This is a genomic window from Rhodococcus sp. P4_C10 (assembly GCF_056402135.1).
The window spans coordinates 1-25,948 of record NZ_JBFUHZ010000028.1 but is presented as its reverse complement, the minus strand read 5'-3'; the positions used below and the strand labels follow the sequence as shown (position 1 = coordinate 25,948).

Below are 25,948 nucleotides of genomic sequence, written 5' to 3'. Positions count from 1 at the left end.
GGTGAGTCGCTGGTCGCTCAGACGGGGTCGGGGAGGACGGTGTCCTCCGCGGGCGACCCCGCGGCCGGCGACTCGGCGTCCGCGCCCGGTGACTCGGCGTCCTCGCACGGTGACTCCGCGTCGTCCGTGCGGGGTTCGCCCGAGCCCGGCGGCGCGCCGTCCGGGTCGTCGCCCTGCTCGTCGAGTTTTCGGTCCACCTGTTCGCCGATGTAGCGGATCACCACGGCGCCGCAGGCGGCGACCGGGACGGCCAGGAATGCGCCGACGATCCCGAACAGCGACGATCCCGCGGTCACCGCGAGCAGCACGATCGCGGCGTGCAGGTTCATGCTCCGGCTCTGCAGCACCGGCTGCAGCACGTTGCCCTCCAGCTGCTGCACCGCCAGCACGATGATCAGGACGATCAGGGCGGTGGTCCAGCCCTTGGCCACCAGCGCCACCAGCACCGCCAGCGCGCCGGCGACGAAGGCACCGACGATCGGGATGAAGCCGCCGAGGAAGGTGAGCATCGCCAGCACCGGTGCCAGCGGCACTCCGAGCACGATCAGCCCGAGGCCGATGAAGAACGCGTCGACGAAACTGACGAGGGCCTGGGTCCGGATGAAGCCGCCGAGGGTGTCCCACACCCGCACCGCCACGGCCTCGAAGTGCCGGCCGGCGCGGCCGCCGCTGACCCCGTGCAGCCACGGCAGGAACCGCGGTCCGTCCTTGATGAAGAAGAAGGTCAGGACCAGCACCAGGAACAAGGCGATCAGCATCGAGGCGGTCGCGCTGACGCCGCTGAACACGCCCGTCGCGATCGACTGCGCGCTCGACTGCAGCTTGGTGATGATCGCCTGGACGGCCGAGTCGATCTGGTCGTCGCGCAGGTTCACCGGCGGGCCCTTGAGCCACTCCTGGACCTGGCGCAGACCCTGGCTGGCCTTGTTGGCCAGCTCGGGGGCCTGGTCGACCACCGAGGGGATGATCAGCGCGATGATGCCGGACAGGACGGCGATGAACCCGACCAGGGTGATGCCGGCCGCCGCGGCGGGAGGGAGGCCGCGGCTGGTCATCGCCCGGGTCGGCGGCCACAGCACCGTGGACACCACGATGGCCATCAGCACCGGCAGCACGACCACCCACAGCTGGCCGAGCGCCGCCCACACCACCCAGGCGCCGGCGGCGATCGCGACCAGACACAGCGACCACTTGGCAAGCCACATGCCGCCCGCGCCGAGCACGTCACCGCGGTCGACGAAGTGTCGCCGCGCCGGATTTGGGGCGGCGGTGGTGGGCGTTTCGCTCACGTTCGGTCCTTCCTGGCGGGATCTTGGGCCGAATCTACCGCGCCGACCCCTCGTGGGAGAGGAGCCAGCGTTTCGTCGGCAATCCCCACCGGAAGCCTCCGAGCGCGCCGCCGACCCGCACCACGCGGTGGCACGGGACGAACAGCGCGGCGGCGTTGCGGGCGCAGGCCGAGGCCGCGCCTCGGACCGCGGCGGGCCGGCCGGCGCGGACGGCGAACTCGGTGTAGGTGATCGGCTCGCCGGCGGGCACGTCGCGGAGCACGTCCCAGGCGTGCACCAGGAACTCACCCGAATGCTGTTGCACCGCAATGGCGTCGACGGCCTCCAGGTCGCCGTCGTGGTAGCGGGTCACGGCGCGGGTCACGGCCCCCAGGTCGGCTCGCGGGGTGATTTCGGCGGGCCGCAGGCTGGGATGGATCAGCGCCCGCAGCTCCTCGGCGTCGCCGGTCCAGCCGGAGGCGAGCACCGCGCCGTCTGCGTCGACCACGGCGGTGAAGGGGCCGACAGGGGTGGGAACGGTGGCGTAATTGGCAGTCATCTCTGGTCCTCGTGGTCGGGGAGTGTGGGTGGGATCGCGCCGCGCCGCGAAAGTGCGGCACGCCACAGGTGCATCGACGCGTACGAGCGCCACGGCGCCCAGCGCTCGCCCTCGGACAGGTCCACCCCGAGCGCGGCGGCGCCGCGGCGCACCACCAGGTCGGTGCCGAGCAGGGTGTCCGGGTCGGCCAACGTACGCATCGCGACGTAGTCGGCGGTCCACGGCCCGATCCCGGGGTGGGACATCAGGTCCGCGCGCAGGTCCGCGGCGGTGCGCCCGGCGTGCAGGACGAGGGTGCCGTCGGCCAGCGCGGCGGCGGCGCCGATCACGGCGTCGACCCGGCGCGCCGGTCCGGCCAGCACCTCGCGGCCCCGCGCGGCAATGGTTGCGGCGCTGGGGAATCCGTGCGTGAGTGCCGCGTCGTCGACCGGTTCGCCCAGGTGGGCCACCAGCCTCGCGGTCGCGGTGGCGGCCGCGGCCAGCGAGATCTGCTGACCGATCATGGTGCGCAGCAACAGTTCCTCGGCGTCGATGCTGCCGGGCACCCGGATCCCGGGCGCGGAGTCGACGCTCTCGGACAGGGCAGGGTCCGCGCGCAACGCGGCGTCGACGGACTGGGGGTCCGCGTCCAGGTCGAGCAGGTGCCGCAGCCGGGCCACGGCGGGCGCGAGGTCGCGCATGTCCTGCAGGGTCAGGTCGGTCAGGACGTGGCCGACGTGATTCTGCCGAGTGGGGTTGATCCGGACGGCGGCGACCCCGGTGCCGTGCGGCAGGCGCACCGTCCGGCGGTACTCGCCCGCGGCGAACAGTTCCAGGCCGTCGACGGCGTGCGCGGACAACTGCCAGGTCAGCCAGCCCGCATCGAGCGGTTCCCGGTAGGGCAGCCGCAGCCGGACGGTGCCCGCCGTCGGTCCGGCGCCGTCGGTCCGTCGGGCGGCCTCGGCACGCATCGCCGACGGTGTCGCGGCGAAGACCTCGCGGACCGTGTCGTTGAACTGCCGGATGCTCGAGAAGCCCGCCGCGAATGCGACGTCGGACATCGGCATGGCGGTGGTCTGGATCAGCAGTCGCGCGGTGTGGGCCCGGTGCGCCCGGGCGAGGGCGAGCGGTCCGGCGCCGAGTTCGCTGGTCAGCGTGCGGGTGAGCTGACGCGTGGAGTACCCGAGCGAGGCGGACAACGCGGCCACCCCGCCGCGTTCGACGGCGCCGTCGGAGATCAGGCGCATCGCCCGGGCGGCCAGGTCGGAGCGGACGTTCCACAGCGGCGAACCGGGTGCGGCGTCGGGCAGGCAGCGTCGACAGGCCCGGTAGCCGGCCTGCTGGGCGGCGGCCGCGGTGGGCAGGAAGGTGACGTTGCCGGGTTTCGGGGTGATCGCCGGGCAGGACGGCCGGCAGTAGATGCCGGTGGTGCGCACCGCGGTGATGAACTGCCCGTCGAAGCGGGCGTCGCGGGCGGACACCGCGCGGTAGCAGCGCTCGAAGTCGAGGTGTGGTGCGGTCACACGACCACTGTGGCAGCCGCGCCCGGCTCGACGCTAGCGGGAATCGGACATCACCGTGTCGTCGAGGTTGTACCGCCTGGCGGGGCGCGGTCAGCAGCAGCGTGCGTCCGGGTGCGCGTCCGCATCCGCGTACCGGGCGCGCCAGTACTCGCGTTCGCTGGGCACCGGGGCGTCGGGATGGGCGCGGCGTAGGTGCTCGGCGTACCGGGCGTAGTCGTGGTCGCCCATCACCGAGGTGACCCACCACCACAGCCCGTGGACGGCCCGGCGCAGCCCGGCCATCAGTGGTGCCCCCCGACGGTGTGGGCGGCGCCGGGCGCGCGGACCTTGCCCTCCGCGATCAGCTCGTCCCACTGGTGCTGGACGGCCTTCTCCGCGGCGGTGGGCACGAAGCCGGCCGGACCGAAGAGTTTCGACGGCACCGGTGGGGTCTCGGTGTCGGGCAGCCCGCCGGCGCGAAAGGCCTTGACGCAGACGAGGAGTCCGACTGCCGCGACGATCAGGACCAGCACCGCGAACACGATCGACAGGGTGCCCTGGACGAAGGTGTTGCGGATGACCGCGTCGATCGCCTCGGGTGTCTTCGCCGAGCCGAAGCTGCTCAGCCCCGCGTCCTTTGCGTCGACGAAGGCCCGGTGCTGGGCCCAGTACCCGATCGCCGGGACGTCCGAGAAGATCTTCTGCCAGGACGCGGTCATGGTCACGATCAGGTCCCAGACCAGGGGTACGGCCGGGATCCACGCCCACTTGAACAGCCCCTTCTTCATCACCACCACCAGCACCACCGTCAACGCGATCGCCGCGAGCAGTTGGTTCGCGATGCCGAACAGCGGGAACAGGGTGTTGATGCCGCCGAGCGGGTCGGTGACGCCCATCAGCAGGACCGCGCCCCACAGCCCCACCACGACGATCGAGCAGAACCAGGCGCCGAACCGCCAGGACGGGTCCTTGAACTTGTGGGCGGCGCCGCCGAAGTTGCCGAGCGAGTCGGAGAGCATGAACCGGGCCACCCGGGTGCCGGCGTCGACGGTGGTGAGGATGAACAGCGCCTCGAACATGATCGCGAAGTGGTACCAGAACGACTTGAGGCTCTCCCCGCCGATGAACTGGCTCATCACCTCCGACATGCCGAACGCGAGCGTCGGGGCGCCGCCGGTGCGCGAGACGATGGACTCCTCCCCGACGTCCGCGGCGGCCTGGTTCAACTGCTCGGCGGTGATGTCGGCGCCGGGCAGGCCCAGGCTGTTGAGGTACTCCGGCGCGCTCTCCGCGGTGCCGCCGGTCAGCGCGGCGGGCGCGTTCAGTGCGAAGTAGAGGTGCTGGTCGAGGATGCACGCGGTGACCAGGGCCATGACCGCGACGAAGGACTCGGTGAGCATCCCGCCGTAGCCGATCATCCGGGTCTGCCGCTCCTTCTCGAGCATTTTCGGGGTGGTGCCCGACGCGATCAGGGAGTGGAAGCCGGACAGGGCGCCGCAGGCGATGGTGATGAACAGGAACGGGAACAGCGATCCGGAGAACGCCGGGCCGTCGCCGTCCCAGGCGAACGAGGTGGTCGCGGGCATCTGGATCTGGGGGTGGGCCACCAGGATTCCGGCGGCCAGCAGCGCGATCGTCCCGACCTTCATGAAGGTGGACAGGTAGTCGCGGGGAGCGAGCAGCAGCCACACCGGCAGCACCGACGCGGCGAGCCCGTAGCCGATCATCAGCCACGCGAGGGTCACCTTGGAGAGGGTGAACCAGTCGGCTCCCCAGCCGGTGTCGGCGACCCAGCCGCCGGAGACGATCGCGAGCAGCAGCAGCACCACGCCGATCAGGGAGACCTCGGAGACCTTGCCGGGTCGGAGGAATCGCAGGTAGACGCCCATGAACAGGGCGATGGGGATGGTCATGGCGATGGAGAAGACGCCCCACGGGCTCTCGGCGAGCGAGTTCACCACCACCAGCGCGAGCACCGCGATGATGATGACCATGATGACGAAGACGCCGATCAGGGCGGCGATCCCGCCGAAGACGCCGAGTTCCTCACGGGCCATCTGGCCGAGGCTCCGGCCCCGGCGCTTCGAGGAGATCCACAGCACCAGGAAGTCCTGGACGCCGCCGGCGAACACCGCGCCGATGATGATCCACATGGTCCCGGGCAGGTACCCCATCTGCGCGGCGAGCACCGGACCGACCAGCGGACCGGCTCCGGCGATCGCCGCGAAGTGGTGACCGAACAGCACCCGCCGGTCGGTCGGCATGAAGTCCTTGCCGTTCTCGAGCACCTCGGCGGGCGTCGCCCGGTCGTCCCGGGGTTTGACGATGCGGCTCTCGACCAGTCGGGCGTAGAAGCGGTAGGCGATGAGGTACGTGCACACCGCCGCGATGACGAACCAGACGGAGCTCACGTGCTCGCCGCGCACGATCGCGATCATCGTCCAGGCGACGGCGCCCACCACGCCGATCGCCGCGAACACCACCTTCTTTGCGGGGGTGATCGGGGTCCGGTCGACGATGCCGACCGGCGGCAGGTCCGGGTCGGTGTACAGGTACTCGATGTACGGGTCCGACGCGGGTTTGCCGGGGGTGGTGGTGGTCATGGGGGACCTCCTGGGCAGGCATCGACTGTGACCTACGTCACCCTATTCCGGTGGGGTCCAGTCCGCGCGCCGTCCGCGACGGTGTGCGGTCGAAGTCGGGAGGTCAGAACCGGTCGGCGTCGGCGTCGATCCAGTCCGTGAGCCAGCCGTCCGGCGGGTTGTAGAGCAACTCGCCGGGCAGCAGCCACTCGTACAGCTCGGCGTACGTCCGGGTGGTGTGCGCGTCGATCCGGCGGTTGAGCATGGACGGCCGCAGCTCGTCGAAACCGTCGAGGCCCATCGAGGCCACCATCTGCTTGGCGCTGGCCACCGTCGACTTCTGGAACCGGTGGACGCGGGCGGCCTTGTCGGGGACGTCCAGCGCCCGGGCGCGGGCGGGGTCCTGGGTGGCGACGCCGACGGGGCAGTGGTTGGTGTGGCAGGCCTGCGCCTGGATGCAGCCGACCGCGAACATCATCGCCCGCGCCGCCAGGGTGAAGTCGGCGCCCTGGATGACGCGCTTGACGATGTCGCTGCCGCTGGCGACCTTGCCGGAAGCCCCGATCTTCACCCGGTCCCGCAGGCCGGCCCCGACCAGCGCGTTGTGCACGAGCATCAGGCCCTCGGTCAGCGGCATGCCCATGTGGTCCTCGAACTCCACCGGCGCCGCGCCGGTGCCGCCCTCGGCCCCGTCCACGATGACGAAGTCCGCGGTGACGCCCTTCTCCACCATCGCCTTGCAGATCCCGAGGAACTCGACCCGGGACCCGACGCACAGCTTGAACCCGACCGGCTTGCCGCCGGAGAGGGTGCGCAGGGTGGCGATGAAGTCGACGAGCTCGTTCGGGGTGTCGAAGGCGCTGTGCGCGGGCGGGGAGATCACGGTCTGGCTGACGGGGACGCCGCGGGTGGCGGCAATCTCGGCGCTCACCTTGGCGCCCGGCAGCACCCCGCCCAGGCCCGGCTTGGCGCCCTGGGAGAGCTTGACGGAGATGGCCTTGACCTGGTCGTCGGAGGCCTTGGCGGCAAACAGTTTCGGATCGAAATGTCCTGTGGCGGTGCGGCACCCGAAGTAGCCGGAGCCGATCTCCCAGATCAGGTCGCCGCCGTGCCTGCGGTGGTGGGAGCTGATGCCGCCCTCGCCGGTGTCGTGGGCGAACCCGCCGCGGGCGGCGCCCGCGTTCATCGCCTCGACGGCATTGCCGGACAGCGAGCCGAAGCTCATCGCGGAGACGTTCAGCAGTGCGATGTCGTACGGCCGGGCGCAGTCCGGCCCGCCCAGTCGCACGGTCGGCGTCTCCTCGCCGGCATGCCGGGCGCGCAGCGAGTGCGCCATGAACTCGTGCCCGGGCGCCTGCACGTCCCGTTCGGTGCCGAACGGCTCGTCGTCCTTGGTGCCCTTCGCGCGCTCGTAGACGAGGTCGCGGGTCTCCCGATCGAACGGCGTTCCGTCGGTGGCTGATTCGACGAAGTACTGCTGGATCTCGGGCCGGATCTTCTCGAGCAGGAAGCGCGCGTGTCCGAGGACCGGGTAGTTGCGCAGGATGCTGTGGCGACGCTGCAGCAGGTCCCGGGTGCCCACGCAGGCGAATGCCAGGGCGATCACTGCGAGCACCCACCATCCCGACGCCGCCGTGACGGCGAACGCGAGCGCGGCCAGTCCGACCAGCCACATCCCGGCCACGATCAACCAGCGCACGATTGCCACCTCCAGCTCGGCCGGGGGCATCSGATGCCCGGGTCGCCGAGTGGGTGGTGCGGGGAACTACGCGGGGATGGTGAGGACCTGGCCCGCGTTGATCAGGTCCGGGTTCGCGATGCCGTTGGCGTCCGCGATCCGCTGGTACTGGTTGCCGTCGCCGTAGTAGCGCTCGGCGATGACCCACAGCGACTCGCCGTCACCGACTGTGTGGGTCTGCGGGGCCGGCGGCGCCGGGGGAGCGGGCGCGGGAGCCGGCTCCGGCTCGGGGGCGGGAGCGGGCTCCGCCTCGGGGGCAGCGGCCTCGACCGCGGTGTCGGTGGCCCAGACGGCCTTGTCGCCGGCGTACAGCACGACGTTGCGGTCGTCCTGCACGACGAGGCGGACGCCCGAGTTGCCGGAGGTCTGCGAGGCCCAGACGGCGTCGTTGCCCTCGGTGTAGAGGACGAAGTTGCCGTCGTCCTGGAGGTCGGCCTTGACCGCGCTCTTGCCGTTCGTCTTGCTGGCCCAGACGGCGTTGCCGGCCTCGCTCAGCACGAGGTTGCCGTCGTCCTGCAGCGTCAGCGCGTAGGCGCCGTTGCCCGAGGTGAGCGACTGTCCAGTCGACAGGCTCGATCCGGCCTGCAAGGTGTCCGCCACGTGTGTCCCCTTTCAAGGGCAATTTCAGGTGATGTGTATGCGATGTGAACCATGACGGACCCCGGGAACATGACCCCCCACCGTTCGCGGCGAAGCCTACCTGCGGGCGCGGGCAAATCGGCTGTGCGAAACGTACTCTGGGCGCCGTGACCCGATGGCAGAACGAGCGAGACGAGGCGCAGTCGCGCGCCTACATCCAACGATTCGAGCAGCTGGCGGCGGACGGGGCGGACCTGCACGGCGAGGCCCGGATGGTCGACGCCCTGCTGACGCCGCGGTCGCGGGTCCTCGACGCGGGCTGCGGGACCGGGCGTGTCGGACTCGAACTCGCCCGGCGCGGCCACTCGGTGACCGCGGTGGACCTGGACCCGGTTCTGGTGGCGACGGCGCGAGAGCATCCGGAGCTGACTGTGCACCTCGCCGACCTCGCGGAGCTGGACCTGCCCGGCGAGGTGTTCGACGCGGTGGTCGCCGCGGGCAACGTGATGATCTTCGTCGAGCCCGGCACGGAGCGGGCGGTGCTGGGCCGGCTCGCCGCGCACCTGGCGCCGGGCGGGGTGCTGGTGGTCGGGTTCGCCGCCGGCTACCGCTACACCGTCGACGACTACGACGCCGACCTGGCGGCGGTCGGCCTGGTCCGCGAGCACCGGTTCGGGACCTGGGATCTGCGCCCCTGGCACGCCGGTGCGGACTGGGCGGTGACGGTCGCGCGAAAGCGAGGGTAGCGCCCGCCCTCAGGCCCAACAGGCCAGGGCGATGCCCCCGGCGAACGGAATCACGGCCAAGGGCGCACAGGACAGCGCGGCACCCAACGGGCCCTGCTGTGGGCTGAGGTATGCGGGCTGGACGGGCGCGGGGATCGGCGATGCCGGTCCGGCGGCGGCGATCGTCGGGACGAACGCGAACACCGGTACCGCGGCCGCGGCCACTATCGCTGCGCGGAGTGAATTTCTGGTCATTGTGTTCCTCCTGGTGGCGGCGTCGCGCACCGCGCGGCTCCGGGGTGCCCTCGGATTGCGCTCTTCTCATTGTGAGCGCCGGGTCACCGCATGTCACGGCCGTGAGCTACTCGTTTTGCCCGCCGTCGACGAGCCTTGACGCGGGTACCGATCCGCAGGTCTACGTACCGGTGTGTGCAGGGCGCCCACACCGGTCCGTAGACTCTGGAGACCGTGAGCCTTACCCTCGGAATCGTCGGACTGCCCAACGTCGGCAAGTCCACCCTTTTCAACGCGCTGACCAACAACGACGTGCTGGCCGCGAACTACCCGTTCGCGACCATCGAGCCCAACGTCGGCATGGTCGAGCTGCCCGATCCGCGGCTGGTCAGGCTTGCCGAGATCTTCGGCTCCGAGCGGATCCTCCCCGCGACGGTCTCCTTCGTCGACATCGCCGGGATCGTCAAGGGCGCGTCCGAGGGCGCCGGCCTGGGCAACAAGTTCCTGGCCAACATCCGCGAGGCCGACGCCATCTGCCAGGTGGTTCGCGTGTTCGCCGACGACGACGTGGTGCACGTCGACGGCCGCGTCGACCCCGCGTCGGACATCGAGGTGATCGAGACCGAGCTCGTCATCGCCGACATGCAGACCCTCGAGAAGGCCCTGCCGCGGCTGGACAAGGAAGCGCGCAAGAACAAGGAGCTCAAGCCGCTGCACGACGAGGCGGTCAAGGCCCAGGCGTTCCTCGACGAGGGCAAGACCCTGTTCAGCGTCAAGGACAAGCTGGACTTCGGGCTGCTGCGCGAGCTGAGCCTGCTCACCACCAAGCCGTTCCTGTACGTCTTCAACGCCGACGAGGCCGTGCTCACCGACGAGGCGAAGGTCGCCGAGCTGCGGGCGTCGGTCGCCCCCGCGGACGCGGTGTTCCTGGACGCGAAGGTCGAGCAGGAGCTGCTCGAGCTGGACGAGGAGGACCGCCAGGAGATGCTCGACTCGATCGGCCAGTCCGAGCCCGGCCTGCACGCGCTCGCCCGGACCGGCTTCCACACCCTCGGGCTGCAGACCTACCTCACCGCCGGCCCCAAGGAGTCGCGCGCCTGGACCATCCACAAGGGCGACACCGCCCCGCAGGCGGCCGGCGTCATCCACACCGACTTCGAGCGCGGCTTCATCAAGGCCGAGATCGTGTCGTTCGCGGACCTGGACGAGGCGGGTTCGATGGCCGCGGCCAAGGCCGCCGGCAAGGTGCGCATGGAGGGCAAGGAGTACGTGATGGCCGACGGTGACGTGGTGGAGTTCCGCTTCAACGTCTAGGACCCCAGGTCAACAGCCCATTCGAGGCTGTCCATCCGCAGAAGCACCCGCAGAGGCCCGGAACAGCTCGTCCGCGGCCCTGCGGGCTCTGTCGTTCGCGTCCGGCCACAGATGCGAGTAGGTGTTTAGCGTGAACGTGGGGGAGGAGTGGCCGAGCGCCCGCTGGCCGGTCACTACGTCATCCACTCCCGACCGTGACATCCCGCTCGACACGTCAGCAATGACTCATGAAATCGGACCCGGGAGCCTCGGGGTGGTCGAGCTCCCTTGGGTGGCGCGAGATCTTTGTCGCTGTACACCGCCCGGATCCTCAAGGTCGACAGCTACCGTCGTGGCGTGCCTACTGGATACGACGACGCGGCCATGCTCGAAGCCGTGCGCTCTGCCTTCAACCGACTCTCAGATCGACCGGCAGTTTCACCCCAAGGCTTCACCGAGGCGGAGGAACTTGCGCGCGAGCTATACCGCGCAGATCGCGCAGCCCAGGCGAGGGAGATAACTGTCCCGCAGGCCGTGGAACTGGTCGAGAAGGCCCGGGATGGGTTGTACCTCGCGGCCTGCTACAACCGGCGTGCGTTCGGTGAAATCGTCGGAACAGTGGCAGGGTTGCTGCGCGAACTGCTCGGTGCACCAGAATCGCCATCGGAGAATCCGGGCTATCACTTTCTTCATACCCGCTGGATGGAGCTGATCCTCGGAAACCGGAGTTCTTCGTTCTTTCTGCCGCCGGAGCCAGACTGGGCCAATCTCAATCCTGTCCCGACCGGGTCGACGACACGCAACCGGCGCGCGTTTCGGTTGCTCCATCGCGAAGGTTGCCATGAAGGCGGATCGGTCTTCCGAGACTTGATGATCGACGCAAACACCCGATCGAACCTGGATTCGGCATATCGAGACGCCTGCTCCTTCGCTGAAGCGATCGCCGGGGACTGCTTGCTCGATGGATATCGAAGCGTCTATCTGAGGCGGGTCTACACACTCGAGGGGTGGGATGCGCTTGTCGCCATCATCCCGGAACGTGATCGGTGGACCAAGCGGCTCGCCCGAACCCTTGCCGACTTCGTGATCGTGCAGGGAACGAAGTTGAAGGCGTGGGAGGTGTTGCAGCCCCTCGCAGCGGAACTCGACGAGTCGGGCCTGCTCGACGATGTCGACCAGGCGGCCTTGGAGAAGCGTCGCAACCGGATTGAGACAGCGGTCGCGAAGACGCAGCGTCGCACCTCGTCGAGCAAGCGACCTGCGAGGTACCCGGATGTTCCTCCCATCGCGCTGCCGCCTGCGGCCGCCACATTGCGTGACCGTTTGAGCGCCTGTGACTCCTGCGCCCCGCATGATTGCGCGGACGACCTCTGGTCGTGGGCGATGACAGCGCCATTGACCGACGACAACTTCGCCGCCATCCTCGCCCATTCAGACTCGCTTGCCGGGGTTGCGCGCCGCGCAGACCTCACTGAGCCGCACCTGTGGATCTTGCATCAGGCCGACTCCACGTCGGTGAACGGCTGGATCTTTCATCACCCGTGTTGCCCCACTGCGCTCCGTATTGAGATCCTCGCGCGGGTCAAGCACACCAGTCGCCGACCTCGCGTAAATCCATGGATCGTCGATACCGTCGGTGACGACCCAAACCTGATCCCGCTGGTTCTGCGTCACGCGATGGACGTCGATGCGATTGAACGGGTTCTGCGCAGCTTCCCGGTGATGGTCGCCCCCTGCGAAGTAGATGCAGTCATCGCGCGGAGCCTCACCTTTCCGGAGATCTATGCCCGCCGGGTGCTCACGGCGGTACGGCGACACCTCCTGCCGTTCCTCGCCGAACGGACAGAGCAGTTGCTGGAGATCGCGGAGCGTGACCTGGCAGGGCAACAGGTCGACACCTCGCCGCTGGCTGCGATCCTCACCTCGATCAGCCGCACAGCCACAATGCCGTACGAGATGCGTGACCCGAACACCATCGTGGCTCTCGTGGCGGATGGAGCCAGCGCGAAGGCAGTGTCAGCGGAAGCGAAGCGGGCCCTCTGGCAGCTTCCTTGGGCGGAACTTGCCGAAGCTGTGCTCAGGGGCGACCCCCATCCTGACGTGATCTACCACCTGCATCGCAGCGAAAGGGCGACCCCGCAGTTCCTGAGGGCAGTTGCCGACCGGTACGGCACAGGAAACAGTCGACTGTGGAACGAGAACGGGCAAGGAGTCCGCGAGGTGTTTCGCGCGATGACAGATGGCGGCGTCGATCCCGGCAGCAACAGGGAAGCCGTCGCACTGAACATCGCCAGGCTCCCCGCCATCGTCGCTCCCGACGAGGTCTACGAGCGACTCGGTGGTGAACGATTCGCCGCAGTCATCCGCAGATGTCCGATCGAATGGATGACCTCAGATTTCCTACGGAAGTGGACCTCCACTGTGATCAACCTCCACCCGCCGCTACTACAGCATCTGCTGATCACCACCCCACTGTCGCTGCTGCGGGAGTTGATCGGCAGCGACCCAGGGTTCCACGATGCTCTCGGTGGCACACAGGATCCCGATGCTGTCATCGTCGGAGCTCTTGAGGGGTTGCCGATCTACGAGGAGCTCACGGATGAGTATCGGGAGATGATCAGGTCGTGGCCGGACTCTCTCAATGACCTGATCAAATGTGTCGACGGCATCGTCGCGAAAGCGGAGATCGACATTGACGACGATGCCGAGGGCATCGAAGTGCTAGACAGCGGGGGGCGAATCATCCGGGACACCAGTGTTCTGGGGACGGCCGCAATCCACATCTACCACTCGGTCTCGCCCTCCCTCCAGAGGCTGAACCGGCTCGCAGTGGAAAACTCTGAATGGACGACAGAGAATGCCGACGGCGAGCCATCGACCGCGGTGCCGCTGCGTGGCGGACTTACCGCGTTCGTCGGCGTCGGTCCGGGATCTGCAGTCAACCGTCTTGGACGGCACGTCCTGCTAACACTGGCGGTGGACCCTGACGATGTCCCCGATACGATACGAGGGGCAGTCGCGATCGGATATGCCTCAGGTCGCCGTCTGATCGGAGCCCTCAATCCTGGTGATGCGCGGGCCGTCGTGGATGCGTTTCCAGATGATCTCTGGACTAACGGCAACCCACCCCATCTGTCGGTACCGCCCGCTGTGGTCAGATTCGAATCTTGAATCAGGGCAGCAGGCCCCAGAGCTGAGTTTCAGGATCCGTCGTCTAAAACCCCAGATGGACAGCCTATTTCAGGCTGTCCGTCCGCAGCGGAACCCGCAGAGGCCCGGAACAGCTCATCCGCAGCCCTGCGGGTTCTCTCGTTCGCGTCCGGCACAGGTGTGAATAGGTGTTCAGGGTGACAGTGGGGGAGGAATGGCCGAGCGCCCGCTGGACGGTCACCACGTCGCATCCCGCGGCGATCAATCCAGAGGCGTAGAAGTGGCGGAGATCGTGCAGTTTCAGCGTCGATACCGGCCGCGTTGCGGGTCTTGCGCCACCGGTAGCCCACGCTGTTCTGGTGCCACGGGTGCGCGCCTTCACCGGGGAATAGCCACGCCGTTGGGTTGGCACCTCCGATGAACAGCCGAATGTGCTCCGGCAACGGTCACCGTTCACCACAAACGCCCAGGATCGAGTTCCGCTTCAACGTCTAGACCCCGGTCAGCGTCCTGTTCGAGGCCGCCCGTCCGCAGAACGTCCAGCAGAACCCGCAGAGGCTCGGAACAGCTCGTCCGCAGCCCTGCGGGTTCTGTCGTCTGCGTCCGGCCACAGGTGGCTGTAGGGGTTCAGCGTGACGCCGGGCTGAACGCCGGACCGAGAAACGTCTGCAGGTAGGCCAACAGAGCCTCCCGGTCGTCCACGTCGACTGCCGATCCCGGCGTCCCCACCAGGGAGACGAGCATCCGGACCAGCCATTCCGCCGCCCCGGGCAGGTCGAGGTCCTCGCGGGCCAGGCCGCGTCGCTGGGCGTCGCGCAGCCGGTCCACCCAGAAGTCGGACAGCTGGGCGACCACGTCCTGGGAGTAGGTGCCCATGATCTCGGCGTACTCGTGCGGTTCTCGGGCGGCCAGTTCAACGGCCAACGGCCCCAAGGGATCCTGCCTCGACAGCACGACCGCCTCGGCCAGCATGCCGGACACGCTGTCCTGTCGCGCGATCCGATCGGCCGCGTCCTCCCAGAAGTCCGCGCCCCGGCGGATCAGCGCCGCCGAGAGCAGCGTCGCCTTGTCGGTGAAGAACCGGTACAGGTAGGCGCGGCTGAGATCGGCTTCCTGGGCCACGGCGCGCACGGTGGTGCGGCGGATCCCGTCGCGCGCCAGACAGAGTTCGGCGGCATCCAGGATGCGGTCGCGCACGACGCTGGAGTCGGGTTTCATTGCCGCTCGATCATAGGGCGTCGACAAGTTCGGAGAATTCTTCTTGTAAACACTTGTGTCGAAGTGTCTACAAAGCACTACGTTCTCCACCATGACCGGCCGCGCGGAGGCCCGGTCGCCGACCGAGGCGACGTCGTGTCGGAACGGTGAGCGCTACGGAGGACCTATGGGATTCCTGCTACCGGTGGAACCGGACATCGACGCGGACGAGTTGCGCCGCGGCCGGCGACCCACCCAGATGCGCATCCTCTCGGAGAACTACCTCTCGCAAGGTTTCGGGACACCCGATGTGGTGTACGTCGGCTATCTCCTGAAGATCGCCCTGTTCATCCTCGGCGCGGCATGCTTCGCGTTGACCACGCCCGGCGTGGACGGCCTGCTCGACGTCGGCCAGTGGTGGGCCCTGCCGGTCGTGTGGCAGAAGGTCGTGCTCTGGTGCATCCTCTTCGAGGTCACCGGCCTGGGCTGCGGATTCGGTCCCCTGAACCTGCGCTTCCTGCCGCCGCTGGGTTCGTTCCTCTACTGGTTCCGCCGGGGAACGATCCGGATGCCTCCGTGGCCCGGACGGGTCCCGCTCACCTCCGGGCACCGGCGCGGCGTCGTCGACATCGTCCTGTACGCGGCACTGCTCGTCTCGCTGCTCGTGGCGTTGGTCTCCGCGACCGCTGCCGGGACGGTTCAGCTGCCGTGGCAGAAGGTGGCCGTCGTCCTGGGACTGCTCGCGGTCATCGGACTGCGGGACCGGACGATCTTCCTGGCCGCCCGAGCGGAGGTCTACGGCGCGATTGCCGTGACCTTCCTCGTGCCGTTCCCCGACTCCATCGTGGCCGCCAAGTTCGTCCTGCTGTGCATCTGGTGGGGTGCGGCCGTCTCGAAACTCAACGTGCACTTCCCTTCGGTCGTGCAGGCGATGGAGGCGAACAGCCCGCTGTGGCGAACGAAGCGCATCAAGCACCTCTTCACCAAGTCGTACCCCGACGACCTGCGCCCGTCCGGGCTCTCGAAGTTGCTCGCCCATGGCGGAACCGCGATCGAGTTCGGCGTTCCGCTCGTGCTGATCCTCTCCGGAGGCGGCACCGTCACGACGGTCGCGGCGACCGTGATGATCCTGTTCCACCTGCACATCATCGTGACGATCCCGATGGGGACGCCGCTCGAGTGGAACGTCTTCATGATCTTCGCCGTGCTGACGCTGTTCGTGGACAAGGCGTCCCTGGGGCTCGACGACCTCCTGCATCCCGCGGTCCTGCTGATCCCGGCCGTCAGCTTCCTCCTCGTGATCCTCGGCAACCTGTTCCCGGAGCGGATCTGCTTCCTGCTCGGGATGCGGTACTACGCCGGGAACTGGGATACCACCGTCTGGTGCCTCTCGCCCAGCGGCGAGCACAAGCTGACCGACGGCACGATCCGCTTCGCGATGCTGCCGCACCGCCAGTTGGAGAAGGTCTACGGCGGCGAGGACGAGGCCCGGGCCACGCGGCTCACCGGCTTCGCGTTCCGCGCGATCCACACGCACGGTCGCGCGCACGCCGCCCTGCTGCCCCGACTCCTGGCCGACCGACCCGCGACGGAGTACGTCGAACTCGACGGCGAGACCGTGGCCGGCGTCGTGCTCGGCTGGAACTTCGGCGACGGGCACCTGCACTCCGAGCAGCTCGTCGGGACGCTCCAGGAGCTTTGCGGGTTCGAACCCGGTGAACTGCGGGTGCTGGTCCTGGACGCCCAGCCGATCCACAAGCAGACCCAGGCCTACCGGCTGCTCGACGCCGCCACCGGAGAGTTCGAGCGGGGCACGGTTCGGGTGGCGGACATGGTCAACCGACAACCGTGGGCCGACGACATGCCGGTGACGGTGGGCGAAGCCGCTCGGGCGCGCTGACATGGCGAACGCGAGGACCGCTGTCGTGGTCGGTTCCGGCCCCAACGGGCTGGCCGCCGCCGTCCGGCTGGCCGGGCACGGAGTGAAGGTGACTGTGCTCGAGGGTGCCGAGAGTCCGGGAGGAGGCGCGCGCACCGGCGAACTGACGCTGCCCGGACTGCTGCACGACGTCTGTTCCGCGGTGCACCCGTTCGGGGTCGCCTCGCCGTACCTGGCGACGCTGCCGCTCGCCGAACACGGCCTGCGGTGGCGGTGGCCCGAGATCGACCTCGTCCATCCCCTGACGGACGGGTCGGCCGGCGTGCTGGCCGGCGACGTCGACCGCACGGCCGCCGGAATGGGCGCGGACGCGGACGCCTGGCGTCGGGTCTTCGGGCCCCTGGCACGCAGCTTCGACACCCTCGCCCCCGAGGTACTCGGCCCGCTCCTGCGAGTGCCCCGGCATCCGATCGCGCTGGCCAGGTTCGGACTCCGGGCCGGACTCCCGGCCACCGTGCTCGCCAAGGCCTTCCGCACACCGCAGGCCCGGGCCCTGTTCATGGGGTGCGCGGCGCACCTGTTCCAGCCGCTGAATCGTCCGCTGTCGGCGTCGGTGGGCGTGATGTTGGTGGCGGCCGGACATCGGCACGGCTGGCCGGTCGCCGAGGGCGGCTCGCAGGCGATCACCTCGGCACTGGTCTCCGTCCTGCGGGAGCGCGGCGGGGAGATCGAGTTCAACGCCCCGGTCCGGTCGTCCGCCGATCTGCCGGCGGCCGACGTGACGCTGTTCGACACCACCCCGCAGGCGGCCGCCGAGATCCTCGGCGAGCGGCTCGGCGGGCGCCGCAGGCGCCGGTACCGGTCCTACAAGTTCGGCCCGGCCGCCTTCAAGGTGGACCTGGCCGTGCGCGAGGGAGTCCCGTGGACCAACGAGTCCGCGCGCCGGGCAGGCACGGTCCACCTGGGTGGCACCGCCGGTGAGGTGGCGGCCGCGGAGGCCGCGATTGTCGCGGGTCGGATGCCGGAGCGGCCGTTCGTGCTCGTCGGGCAGCAGTACCTGGCCGACCCGACCCGGTCGCGCGGGTCAGTGCATCCGGTCTGGGCGTATGCGCACGTCCCGTCCGGCTACGACGGGGACGCGACGGAGGTCGTGCTGGACCAGATCGAGGCGTACGCGCCTGGTTTCCGCGGCCGGGTCGTCGCGGTGCACGCCACCTCTCCGGCGGAGTACGAGCGCTACAACGTGAACTACGTCGGGGGCGACATCGGGGGAGGGGCGAACACGCCGCTCCAGATGGTCGGGCGGCCGGGGTTCGGGCTCGACCCGTACGCGACCGGGGTCGACGGCATGTTCCTGTGCTCGGCCTCCACGCCTCCCGGTGCGGGGGTGCACGGCATGTGCGGGGCCGGTGCCGCCGCCAGCGCGTTGCGCAGCCTGGGCGTCGACGTGCAGCCCATCGGGCGCCGAGCCGACTGACGGGCGTCAGATTCGTCGGGGGTAACGATCCGCCCGCCTGCGGCCAAAGATGCGCATGGTGTGACTGCTGTCATAGATACTGCACCGGTGATGCTGACCAAACGAAGTGGCTTTTCCGCCATGTCGATGGTGCTGCTCGCTGTCGCGGGCTTGCTGGTCGCGACCCCGGGGAGCAGCGGCGCACAGCCCGCCTGGCAGTACACGATGGTGGCGTTCAGCAACACCAGCGACCGCGACCTGGATGTGTACGGGTCTGGGGACGCCACTCACTTCCAGCCCCTCCGACTGTCGGCGTATCGGCCTCCGTCAGGGGCGGTGCGTGACCCGAGCATCTTCCGGCACACGGACGGGTTCTACTACCTCACCTACACCACAGTCGACGGGGCAAACATCGGCTTCGCGCGCAGCAGTGACCGCATCGACTGGACGTTCCTGGGGGCCTGGCCGGTCCCGCTCTGCTGCGCCTTCCTGCCGGGCACGGGAGACGGAACGGGATCGGCGAGCCCACCGGGCTCCTCGGGGTCGGCCGGGTTCAGCGACGGGCCGTCGCTGTCGCCGTTCACCACGAAGGCCTGGGCACCCGAATGGTTCGTGGACGGCGACCGTGTCCACGTCATCCTGTCGATGTCGACGGGCGGCGGATTCGTGCCGTATCTGATGACCGCGCTGGATCCGTCGCTCCGCACCTGGGGCCCGCCCGTTCCGCTCGACGGGATCGGCGCCGACCACATCGACACCACCGTGGTCAAGGTGGGATCGACCTATCACGCGTTCACCAAGAACGAGACGAAGAAGGTCATCGAGCATGCGGTCGCGCCGTCGGTGACGGGACCCTATTCCTTCGTCCCGGCTGGGAACTGGGGTTCGCTGCGGGAGGGCCCAGCCGTGGTTCAGTTGCCGAACGGCGCCTGGCGGATGTATTTCGACGCCTATACCGAGGGAAAGTACTTCTATTCCGACAGCACGGATGGGCTGAACACCTGGTCGCCCGCGCAGGAGCTTCCAGGCCTTTCCGGGACGGCGCGCCATATCGGCGTGATGAGGGAGCCTGCGTAACGGTCCGCTCAGTGCACCGACACGGGTGCCTCGCCGAGGACCCGGCGGGTGCCGAACCGCCGCGGCATCCCCGTCAGCGGATCGGTGAATTCCAGTTCCCGCGCGAGCAATTGGAGTGGCAGGGAGTGGTCGTCCGGCGCATCGGGCATCAGGTCGGGGTACCGCCGGTCGCCGAGGATCCCGACGCCGAGCGCCGCCAGATGCACCCGCAGCTGGTGCATCCGTCCGGTGTGCGGACGCAGAATCGTGTGCAGCACAGCACGTCCGGAGGCGCTCACGCCCGTTCCACGCACCTCGATCGCCGTCTCGGTGTTGGGTTCACGGTCGCCGTCGACGGTTACCCGCAACTCGCCCCGCCGGGACTCGATGTGGTTGCGGTAGAGCAGCGGAACGGCGCGGCCGTCGAGCGTTGGTGCGTCCGGGTCCCACGCGGGCGGCCGCGCCGACACCGCCTCGTAGACCTTCACGACCTTCCGCTTCTCGAACAGCGACTGGTACGCGCCTCGCGTCGCGGGGCGGGCCGAGAACATCACCAGGCCCGCGGTCCCGCGGTCGAGTCGGTGGATCGGCGCCAGGTCCGGGTTGTCGAGGCGGACCCGCAGCCGGACGAGCGCCGACTCGCGCAGGTAGCGCCCGCTCGGGGTGGTCGGGAGGAAGTGCGGCTTGTCGATCACGACGAGGTCGTCGTCGACGTGCAGGATCTCCTCCTCGAACGGCACCGGGTCCTCCACCGGCAGGTCGCGGTAGTACCAGACGAACCGGTGCGCGCTCAACGCCGTGCCGCGCCCGATCGGACGGCCGTCGGCGTCCACGATCTCGCCGCCGTCGAACCGCCGGAGCAGCTCGTCGGCGCCGAGGTGGTCGAACCTCGCGACGACGTACTCGGCGATCGTCGCCCACGGCCCGGACGACGGGACGCGCAGTCGCGTCGCTCCGACCCCGTTCAGGACGGGCAGCGGTGAGGGCATCGGCACGCGCGCAATCATCCCACGACGAACGAGAACGGCCCCGCCTCGAGGCGGGGCCGTTCCCGGTTCTGGAGGCGCCGCGTCCGAACCGGACGGCCCTGACGCGCTACCTCTCACGTTCGTCGGTCAGATCACGGCGCCTTCGAAGAGCACGCTGTACAGCCCGCCCACCACGAATGTCACGACGTAGAGCGCCCCCCTGATCGGGTCTCCGGCGTTCGCGCCCTCTTGAAGCCAATTCATGATCTCGATCGATCCCATGTCCCCACTCCTCACCTCACGCTGACAGTGTCCAGTGACTGTGTCGCCGTCACGGGCGCCGGCGTTACAGGTCGCGTGGGAGGGCGAATCCCCTTACCGGACTCCAGAAGTCCGGACTCCAGAGGTCCGTCTCAGCGGGTACCGGGCTGACGACCCACGGTGACCGTCACGTTGCCGACCTTGTGGCCCAGGTCCACGTACCGGTGTGCCTCGACGATCCGGTCCATCGGAAAGTTGCGGTCGACGACGACGCGCAGCCCGTCGGACTCGAGCAGCTCCTTCACGAAGGCAAGCGCCGACTTCTTCTCGACGGACATCCCGGGCCGGACGGTCCTTCCGCCACGCAAGGCGGTCCACGCACCGAGTGGCCAGTTGATCAGGCCGGTGGTGGGGAGGTAGCAGCCGTGCGGCGTGAGCGCCCGGCGGCATCGCGCGAACGACGTCGCGGTGATGGTGTCGAAGATGACGTCGTAGGTGCCGTGACGGGAGCTGAAGTCTTCCCGGTGGTAGTCGACGACGTGGTCGGCTCCCAGCGCGGTGACCAGGTCGGCGTTGCGGGAGCCGCACACCGCGGTGACTTCGGCGCCGAAGCGTTTGGCCAGTTGCACCGCGTAGGTCCCGATGCTGCCGGAGGCGCCGTTGACCAACACGTGCTGGCCACCGCGGACGCGTGCCCGGTCCCGAAGGAAGTACAGCGCGGTCGACGGGCCGTCCACCGCGGCGGCCGCCTGCTCGAAGCCGATTCCGGTCGGCATCCGCTCGAGCGACGCGGTCTCCGGCAGGCAGACGTACTCGGCGCAGGCGCCGAGACGGAATCCGGTGAACCCGAAAACCTGGTCGCCCGGCGTGAACCGGCTGCCGTCCCCGCCCGTCGCTTCGATCTCTCCGGCAAATTCGAGCCCCAGGGTCCGCCGCTTCTCTCGCGGTCGGGTGACGCCGAGGATCAGGCGTCCCCAGCGGGGGCGCCCCCTGCGCATCAGGGTTTCGGCCCGGGTCACCGTCGTCGCGCGCACCCGGACAAGCACCTCGCCCGGCCGCGGCGTGGGGCGGTCCACCTCGTGGATGCCGAGGACTTCCGGCGGCCCGAACTCGGTGTACATGACGGCTTTCACCGGTAGACCCTCCTCCCGGGGTGCGCGGCCCAGACCCTCGCCCCGCGCTCGGTTCCATCGTCGTCCAACCTGAGGCAGAACGAGTACCGGGACGGTGCCGGAGTACTGGCACCCGGGCCATTGACACCAGTCGGGCCACCGGTAAATACTGAACTAGATGGTTCAGTATTCCCGCCTCGACGTCTCGTTCGCGGCGCTCTCCGATCCCACCCGACGCGGGATCCTCGAGCACCTCGGGCGGACGGACGCCACGGTCAGCGAGCTGGCGGAGCGCTTCGAGATGACCCTCACCGGAATCACGAAGCACCTGCGCCTCCTCGAGGACGCGGGCATGGTCGTGACCGAGAAGCGCGGCCGCGTGCGTCACTGCCGGCTCGGCACGAACCCGCTCGACCGGGAGGCCGCCTGGATCCGGGGCCACCAACTCGAGATCGAGGGCCGCCTGGACCGTCTCGGACAGTTCCTCAACCGCATGGAGGAGTAACGATGACCACGCAACACACCCCCGCCGCCGCGACCGTGTCCACCCCCGGCGACCGAGACATCCACGTCGAACGCGTCTTCAACGCCACCCGCGACCGGGTCTGGGCCGCGTACACCGAACCCGACCAGCTCGCCCAGTGGTGGGGGCGCGGAAACCCGCTCGACGTCGAGCGCTGGGAATTCGAGCGCGGCGGCCACTGGCGATTCGTCGAGCACCACGAGGGCGGATCCGACGGCTTCGAGGGGCGCTTCCGGGAGATCGCCCCGAAGGAGCGGCTGGTCTACTCCTTCGAGTGGGACGGCATGCCCGCGCACCCGTGCATCGATTCCGTCGAATTCGTCGACCTCGGAGACGGCCGCACCAAGGTGGTCGTCGACAGTCAGTTCCTCACCGCCGACGAACGCGACGGCATGCTGCAGTCCGGCATGGAGGACGGCATGAACGCCAGCCATGCGGCGCTCGACGCGCTGCTGGCGAAGGCCGGGTGAACGCCGCGGCTTCAGTCGCGGCGGCACAGGCAGAAGTAGTGCCCGGCAGGGTCGGCGAACACCGTGAAGCTCGGATGGTCCCGGGGCCCCTCGACCCGCCGGGCGCCGAGTCCGACCACCCACGCCTCGGCCGCGTCCAGGTCGTCGACGAGCAGGTCGAGATGGACGCGGACGCCCTCGGTCGGCCAGTCGAGTGGGCTGAAGTCCGGTGCCAGCTGAAACGCCAGCCGTTGTGCCCCCGGCCCCTGGAGGACCACCCAGTCGTCCTCGGATCTCGTGACCTCCCAGCCGAGCACGTCACGGTAGAAGCCGGCCAACGCCGCCGGGTCCGGGCAGTCCAGTACCGGGTAGTCGAGCCCGATTTGGGGGCGGGTCATGGGCTCAACCCTAGGCGGCAGGACAGGGCACTCGACACCCTTCGTGCGATCGCCGACTGCTGCCGGCTCGCCGGTGGAGTTAGGCTCGGTACTTCTTGGGTCGGGTCCGTCCAGTGGGGGAGGAGATCGCCGTGAATGTCGTTCGTAGGCTCGGAATGTGCGCCACAGTCGCTGTGGCATCGGGGTTGTCGGTGGTGGGCGTTGCGGCCGCGGCGCCGGTGACGGTTCCGTTTCAGGTCGATCCCGCCCCGTTCGGGAATCCGAACGGAAGCTTCGACGTGCCCCCGATCCGGTGCGCGGCGGTGGTCGGCGACCGGCCCGGCGTCGTGCTGATCACCGGCGGCAAGCCGGGTCGGTGGGGCTGCCCGCTCTCCTCCCAGGTGCAGTGGCTGAACCTGTCGACCGGGGCGACCGGCTCCGCTCAACTGTCGGACGGATTGAACGGGATCCCGGCACAGGCGACGCTGAACACCGGTGCCGGACAGGTCGTTGTCACCGTCAACCCTCTGGGGGGCGGATCGGTCACCCCCGGCTTCGCCACGTTCGCGGTGCCGTGACCGGCGGGCTGCCGGCCGAAGGGTGACCGGGATCGGCATTGCGCGGCTGATCCCGTCCCGCGAAGGAAAGTCCGGGTCGGTGCATCATGGGAGTGAAAGGTCAAGGCTAGAATCGGCCGCACAATCATTACCGAGTGGAAGGGTCGACCATGGGGAGGAGCAGGACGCGGGATCTCCCCGACCTTTCCGTCTTACTTCTTCCGCAGACCGAGTTGATGCTCGCAGTCGAGCACGCGGTCCTGCGGAATCGGAGCACGGGATGGGTGGCGGCGTCGCTGGCCGAACAGATCGCGGCCAAGCTGGCGGGAGTCATCACGCTTGACCTCGTGAGCACCGGCCAGCGGCTGCTGGAGCAGGACATCAGCGAAGTCCTGGAGGTCAGCCGCGCGCCCGTTCGTGAGGCTCTGCGGATTCTCGAGCGCGACCGGTTGGTCGAGTTCCAGTCTCGCCGGGGCGCCATCGTGATGGCGCCGACCTCCAGCGAGCTTCAGGACACCTTCGCAGTCCGGGGGGCTCTCTACGCCATGCTGCTGCGGCAAGAAGTGGAGTCGCAGCCCGTCCGGCTGAAGGAAGTCTTCGAGGAGCACCTGCCTCGGATCCTCGTCTCCTCACGTGAGTCACCGGATGCGTATGCGGGGTCGACGTTCATGTTGAACTGCGCGATGGCCGAGATGGCCCGGAATCGCACTCTGGGGGAACTGCTCCTGTCGCTGTCGACCCAGACCATGCGGTACGTCCGGCTGGGCCTGGTGTCGAACCCCGAGCAGTTGCCCGAGCTCGAAAAGAGCTGGGAGAGCTTGTACAAGGCAGTCGGCAACGGTGACATCGACCGTGTGATCGAGATTGCCGAGGGTCGAGTCGCGAAGATCCAGGACCTCGCGGTCGAGGCACTCAAGCGCGTCGAGGCCTCGGCTTCCGACTGACCGCATCGGTCGGGCCGCCACACCCGTGACGTGTGCGCGGTCGCCGGGGGAGCCGAAGTGCCGGCGAGGCACGGACTCCGCGACCGTCTGTACCGGTGTCGAATGGGATGCCCGTCGCGGACCCGCCTCGCCACCTCGTAGTGGCCGGCCGCGGCCTTCGGGCGGCTGATCTGTCTCCTGCAACCTGCCCGGTCCCGAGAAACCTTCACTATCTTGTCGACATTAATCACGCGAGGTGCTAACTTGTGATCCATGCCATGGCGAGCTGCCGCGCTGGCGGTGGCACCCAGGACTCGAACTGGTCAGCACTACCCCTTGAGACAGAGGAGGAACCGTGAACATGAAGGTCACCCCACTTACCGGTGCGATTGGCGCATCTGTGGAGGGCATCCGGCTCGACGAGCCGATCGGGCGAGACGTCTTCGAGACCCTGCACACGGCTTTTCTCGAGCGGTGCACCCTCGTCTTCCGCGGCCAGCACATCTCGCCCACCACTCAGGTTCAGTTCGCCCGGCTGTGGGGCGACCCCGTGGTGACGGCGATGCTCAACCCGCTCGACGGCAACCCTGAGGTCGTCCAGCTCACGAACATCAAGAAGGAGACCACGGCAACGGAGGCGTGGCACTACGACGCGGCCTTCACCGAGGCGCCCCCGAAGATCTCGATCCTGTCCGCGGTGACGGTGCCCGCGGGCGGGGACACGATGTGGTCCAACCAGTACCTCGCCTACGAGAACCTGTCCGCGGGTCTGCAGAAGACCGTGCGAGGCTTGAACATTCGGTTCCACGGCCTCCGGCTCGGCCGAATGATGAATGTCGCCGAGGACGAGATTCCGACGGCAGTTCACCCGCTGGTGCGGACGCATCCGGAGACCGGGCGCAAGGCTCTGTATGTCGGTCACCGCGAGAACGTCTGCATCGACGGCTGGACCCGCGAGGAGAGTGCCGACTTCCTGGAGTACCTCTACACCGCGTCGGTCACGCCCGACAACGTCTATCGGCACATGTGGCAGGAGGGCGACGTGGTCATGTGGGACAACCGATGCACCATGCACTACGCCGTGCACGACTACGACGATGCGGACCGGGTACTCAATCGAGTCACCCTCCACGGCGAAGTTCCGGCGTAGCCCGTCCATTCAAAAACGTTGCACAGCAATCGAACCAGATTGACTGCGGGAACGAATCCGATCTAGTGCAGGAAGTCGAGACATTGGATACAACGAACAGAGCGGTAAGGGCGCGCCCTGCCGTCGGCGTCGTCCGGGAGACGAACGACGGTGAACGACGGGTCGCGCTGGTCCCCAAGATGGTCGCCTCGTTGATCGGCAAGGGCGTCGACGTCGTCGTCGAGTCCGGTGCCGGGCTCGCCGCCCTGATGCCCGACGAGCTCTACAAGGAGGCCGGCGCGGCCATCGGCGACGCCTGGTCCGCCGACGTGGTCCTCAAGGTCGCCGCCCCCAACACCGAGGAGACCGCGCGGCTGCGGCCGGGTCAGAAGCTGATCGGGTTCCTCGCCCCGCGCACCAACGAGTCCGGCATCGCCGCACTCGCCGCCGCC

Annotated in this window: 25 protein-coding genes and 1 pseudogene; 12 read left to right on the top strand and 14 right to left on the bottom strand. The window is 68.8% G+C overall.

The features are described 5' to 3' along the window. Nucleotides 1-17: 17 nt before the first annotated feature. The 7 genes from AC1DWC_RS18290 to AC1DWC_RS18260 all read right to left on the bottom strand — a co-directional run bounded on the left by AC1DWC_RS18290 (nucleotide 18) and on the right by AC1DWC_RS18260 (nucleotide 8,228). A complete protein-coding gene (locus tag AC1DWC_RS18290) occupies nucleotides 18-1,289 on the bottom strand; it encodes an AI-2E family transporter (protein ID WP_477910260.1) in 1,272 nt (423 codons plus the stop codon). Nucleotides 1,290-1,323: 34 nt separating this feature from the next. Next, nucleotides 1,324-1,827, bottom strand: a complete 504-nt coding sequence (locus AC1DWC_RS18285; protein WP_477910258.1) for a methylated-DNA--[protein]-cysteine S-methyltransferase — start codon at nucleotides 1,825-1,827, stop codon at nucleotides 1,324-1,326. Continuing rightward, on the bottom strand, nucleotides 1,824-3,329 hold the full coding sequence (locus AC1DWC_RS18280) for an AlkA N-terminal domain-containing protein (protein ID WP_477910256.1): 1,506 nt from the start codon (nucleotides 3,327-3,329) through the stop codon (nucleotides 1,824-1,826). Before AC1DWC_RS18280 ends, AC1DWC_RS18285 begins: the two co-directional genes overlap by 4 nt. 90 nt (nucleotides 3,330-3,419) lie before the next feature. Further along, the gene (locus AC1DWC_RS18275) at nucleotides 3,420-3,611 is read right to left on the bottom strand and encodes a YbdD/YjiX family protein (protein ID WP_477910254.1); all 192 of its coding nucleotides are present in this window, start codon (nucleotides 3,609-3,611) and stop codon (nucleotides 3,420-3,422) included. After that, nucleotides 3,611-5,911, bottom strand: a complete 2,301-nt coding sequence (locus AC1DWC_RS18270) for a carbon starvation CstA family protein (RefSeq protein ID WP_477910252.1) — start codon at nucleotides 5,909-5,911, stop codon at nucleotides 3,611-3,613. Before AC1DWC_RS18270 ends, AC1DWC_RS18275 begins: the two co-directional genes overlap by 1 nt. Nucleotides 5,912-6,014: 103 nt before the next feature. After that, complete coding sequence (locus tag AC1DWC_RS18265; protein ID WP_477910351.1) at nucleotides 6,015-7,592, bottom strand: FMN-binding glutamate synthase family protein; 1,578 nt, start codon at nucleotides 7,590-7,592, stop codon at nucleotides 6,015-6,017. Between the two features lie 63 nt (nucleotides 7,593-7,655). Next, nucleotides 7,656-8,228, bottom strand: coding sequence for a LysM peptidoglycan-binding domain-containing protein (locus tag AC1DWC_RS18260; RefSeq protein WP_477910250.1), 573 nt, complete (start codon nucleotides 8,226-8,228; stop codon nucleotides 7,656-7,658). Between the two features lie 146 nt (nucleotides 8,229-8,374). Here AC1DWC_RS18260 and AC1DWC_RS18255 point away from each other — a divergent pair, with 146 nt between their 5' ends. Further along, nucleotides 8,375-8,953 (top strand): class I SAM-dependent methyltransferase, encoded by a 579-nt coding sequence (locus AC1DWC_RS18255; protein ID WP_477910248.1) that lies wholly within the window; start codon nucleotides 8,375-8,377, stop codon nucleotides 8,951-8,953. 9 nt (nucleotides 8,954-8,962) lie between these two features. Here AC1DWC_RS18255 and AC1DWC_RS18250 read toward each other — a convergent pair whose 3' ends face one another. Beyond that, nucleotides 8,963-9,187 (bottom strand): hypothetical protein, encoded by a 225-nt coding sequence (locus AC1DWC_RS18250; protein WP_477910246.1) that lies wholly within the window; start codon nucleotides 9,185-9,187, stop codon nucleotides 8,963-8,965. 213 nt (nucleotides 9,188-9,400) lie between these two features. On the opposite strand from AC1DWC_RS18250, the gene ychF reads away from it, so the two are divergent. Together ychF and AC1DWC_RS18240 are read left to right on the top strand one after the other, a co-directional pair. Beyond that, the gene (gene ychF, locus AC1DWC_RS18245; RefSeq protein WP_072846694.1) at nucleotides 9,401-10,480 is read left to right on the top strand and encodes a redox-regulated ATPase YchF; all 1,080 of its coding nucleotides are present in this window, start codon (nucleotides 9,401-9,403) and stop codon (nucleotides 10,478-10,480) included. A 285-nt stretch (nucleotides 10,481-10,765) separates the two neighbouring features. After that, nucleotides 10,766-13,630, top strand: coding sequence for a hypothetical protein (locus tag AC1DWC_RS18240; protein WP_477910243.1), 2,865 nt, complete (start codon nucleotides 10,766-10,768; stop codon nucleotides 13,628-13,630). 64 nt (nucleotides 13,631-13,694) lie between these two features. Here the strand turns inward: AC1DWC_RS18240 and AC1DWC_RS18235 are convergent, their stop codons facing one another. Beyond that, nucleotides 13,695-13,991, bottom strand: a complete 297-nt coding sequence (locus AC1DWC_RS18235; protein ID WP_477910241.1) for a tyrosine-type recombinase/integrase — start codon at nucleotides 13,989-13,991, stop codon at nucleotides 13,695-13,697. Nucleotides 13,992-14,236: 245 nt separating this feature from the next. After that, a complete protein-coding gene (locus AC1DWC_RS18230) occupies nucleotides 14,237-14,827 on the bottom strand; it encodes a TetR/AcrR family transcriptional regulator (RefSeq protein WP_477910239.1) in 591 nt (196 codons plus the stop codon). 166 nt (nucleotides 14,828-14,993) lie between these two features. On the opposite strand from AC1DWC_RS18230, the gene AC1DWC_RS18225 reads away from it, so the two are divergent. The 3 genes from AC1DWC_RS18225 (at nucleotide 14,994) to AC1DWC_RS18215 (ending at nucleotide 19,218) form a co-directional block, all read left to right on the top strand. Further along, entirely contained in the window at nucleotides 14,994-16,706 is a 1,713-nt protein-coding gene (locus AC1DWC_RS18225) for a DUF3556 domain-containing protein (protein ID WP_477910237.1), read from the top strand. A 1-nt stretch (nucleotide 16,707) separates the two neighbouring features. Then, nucleotides 16,708-18,162 (top strand): phytoene desaturase family protein, encoded by a 1,455-nt coding sequence (locus AC1DWC_RS18220; RefSeq protein ID WP_477910235.1) that lies wholly within the window; start codon nucleotides 16,708-16,710, stop codon nucleotides 18,160-18,162. 90 nt (nucleotides 18,163-18,252) lie between these two features. Continuing rightward, a complete protein-coding gene (locus AC1DWC_RS18215) occupies nucleotides 18,253-19,218 on the top strand; it encodes a glycoside hydrolase family 43 protein (RefSeq protein WP_477910349.1) in 966 nt (321 codons plus the stop codon). A gap of 8 nt (nucleotides 19,219-19,226) precedes the next feature. Here AC1DWC_RS18215 and AC1DWC_RS18210 read toward each other — a convergent pair whose 3' ends face one another. The 3 genes from AC1DWC_RS18210 to AC1DWC_RS18200 form a co-directional block, all read right to left on the bottom strand. After that, on the bottom strand, nucleotides 19,227-20,204 hold the full coding sequence (locus AC1DWC_RS18210; RefSeq protein ID WP_477910233.1) for a pseudouridine synthase: 978 nt from the start codon (nucleotides 20,202-20,204) through the stop codon (nucleotides 19,227-19,229). Nucleotides 20,205-20,312: 108 nt separating this feature from the next. Next, a complete protein-coding gene (locus tag AC1DWC_RS18205; RefSeq protein ID WP_255312561.1) occupies nucleotides 20,313-20,447 on the bottom strand; it encodes a hypothetical protein in 135 nt (44 codons plus the stop codon). Between the two features lie 131 nt (nucleotides 20,448-20,578). Continuing rightward, nucleotides 20,579-21,559 (bottom strand): NAD(P)-dependent alcohol dehydrogenase, encoded by a 981-nt coding sequence (locus AC1DWC_RS18200; protein WP_477910231.1) that lies wholly within the window; start codon nucleotides 21,557-21,559, stop codon nucleotides 20,579-20,581. A gap of 157 nt (nucleotides 21,560-21,716) precedes the next feature. On the opposite strand from AC1DWC_RS18200, the gene AC1DWC_RS18195 reads away from it, so the two are divergent. Together AC1DWC_RS18195 and AC1DWC_RS18190 are read left to right on the top strand one after the other, a co-directional pair. Further along, nucleotides 21,717-22,043 carry an ArsR/SmtB family transcription factor gene (locus tag AC1DWC_RS18195; protein WP_072846688.1) on the top strand — a complete coding sequence of 109 codons (327 nt, stop codon included), beginning with the start codon at nucleotides 21,717-21,719 and terminating at the stop codon, nucleotides 22,041-22,043. A gap of 2 nt (nucleotides 22,044-22,045) precedes the next feature. Next, nucleotides 22,046-22,531 (top strand): SRPBCC domain-containing protein, encoded by a 486-nt coding sequence (locus AC1DWC_RS18190; RefSeq protein WP_477910228.1) that lies wholly within the window; start codon nucleotides 22,046-22,048, stop codon nucleotides 22,529-22,531. Between the two features lie 11 nt (nucleotides 22,532-22,542). On the opposite strand, the gene AC1DWC_RS18185 is transcribed toward AC1DWC_RS18190, so the two are convergent. After that, a complete protein-coding gene (locus AC1DWC_RS18185; RefSeq protein WP_477910226.1) occupies nucleotides 22,543-22,908 on the bottom strand; it encodes a VOC family protein in 366 nt (121 codons plus the stop codon). A gap of 131 nt (nucleotides 22,909-23,039) precedes the next feature. On the opposite strand from AC1DWC_RS18185, the gene AC1DWC_RS18180 reads away from it, so the two are divergent. The 4 genes and pseudogenes from AC1DWC_RS18180 to AC1DWC_RS18165 all read left to right on the top strand — a co-directional run. After that, nucleotides 23,040-23,465 carry a hypothetical protein gene (locus tag AC1DWC_RS18180; protein WP_477910224.1) on the top strand — a complete coding sequence of 142 codons (426 nt, stop codon included), beginning with the start codon at nucleotides 23,040-23,042 and terminating at the stop codon, nucleotides 23,463-23,465. A gap of 263 nt (nucleotides 23,466-23,728) precedes the next feature. Beyond that, nucleotides 23,729-24,388: a GntR family transcriptional regulator gene (locus AC1DWC_RS18175; RefSeq protein ID WP_477910222.1), complete on the top strand. Its 660-nt coding sequence runs from the start codon at nucleotides 23,729-23,731 to the stop codon at nucleotides 24,386-24,388. A gap of 340 nt (nucleotides 24,389-24,728) precedes the next feature. Further along, a complete protein-coding gene (locus tag AC1DWC_RS18170; RefSeq protein WP_477840084.1) occupies nucleotides 24,729-25,517 on the top strand; it encodes a TauD/TfdA dioxygenase family protein in 789 nt (262 codons plus the stop codon). Between the two features lie 83 nt (nucleotides 25,518-25,600). After that, nucleotides 25,601-25,948, top strand: a pseudogene (locus tag AC1DWC_RS18165) (NAD(P)(+) transhydrogenase (Re/Si-specific) subunit alpha); the annotation flags it as partial.

Bases quoted from the DNA above. Each gene is read 5' to 3' on its own strand.
- AC1DWC_RS18170 (WP_477840084.1), top strand. From the start codon at position 24,729: ATGAAGGTCACCCCACTTACCGGTGCGATTGGCGCATCTGTGGAGGGC.
- AC1DWC_RS18270 (WP_477910252.1), bottom strand. From the start codon at position 5,911: ATGACCACCACCACCCCCGGCAAACCCGCGTCGGACCCGTACATCGAG.
- AC1DWC_RS18285 (WP_477910258.1), bottom strand. From the start codon at position 1,827: ATGACTGCCAATTACGCCACCGTTCCCACCCCTGTCGGCCCCTTCACC.
- AC1DWC_RS18190 (WP_477910228.1), top strand. From the start codon at position 22,046: ATGACCACGCAACACACCCCCGCCGCCGCGACCGTGTCCACCCCCGGC.
- AC1DWC_RS18230 (WP_477910239.1), bottom strand. From the start codon at position 14,827: ATGAAACCCGACTCCAGCGTCGTGCGCGACCGCATCCTGGATGCCGCC.
- AC1DWC_RS18220 (WP_477910235.1), top strand. From the start codon at position 16,708: ATGGCGAACGCGAGGACCGCTGTCGTGGTCGGTTCCGGCCCCAACGGG.
- AC1DWC_RS18210 (WP_477910233.1), bottom strand. From the start codon at position 20,204: ATGATTGCGCGCGTGCCGATGCCCTCACCGCTGCCCGTCCTGAACGGG.
- AC1DWC_RS18205 (WP_255312561.1), bottom strand. From the start codon at position 20,447: ATGGGATCGATCGAGATCATGAATTGGCTTCAAGAGGGCGCGAACGCC.
- AC1DWC_RS18195 (WP_072846688.1), top strand. From the start codon at position 21,717: ATGGTTCAGTATTCCCGCCTCGACGTCTCGTTCGCGGCGCTCTCCGAT.
- AC1DWC_RS18250 (WP_477910246.1), bottom strand. From the start codon at position 9,187: ATGACCAGAAATTCACTCCGCGCAGCGATAGTGGCCGCGGCCGCGGTA.
- AC1DWC_RS18185 (WP_477910226.1), bottom strand. From the start codon at position 22,908: ATGACCCGCCCCCAAATCGGGCTCGACTACCCGGTACTGGACTGCCCG.
- AC1DWC_RS18215 (WP_477910349.1), top strand. From the start codon at position 18,253: ATGCTGACCAAACGAAGTGGCTTTTCCGCCATGTCGATGGTGCTGCTC.
- AC1DWC_RS18225 (WP_477910237.1), top strand. From the start codon at position 14,994: ATGGGATTCCTGCTACCGGTGGAACCGGACATCGACGCGGACGAGTTG.
- AC1DWC_RS18275 (WP_477910254.1), bottom strand. From the start codon at position 3,611: ATGGCCGGGCTGCGCCGGGCCGTCCACGGGCTGTGGTGGTGGGTCACC.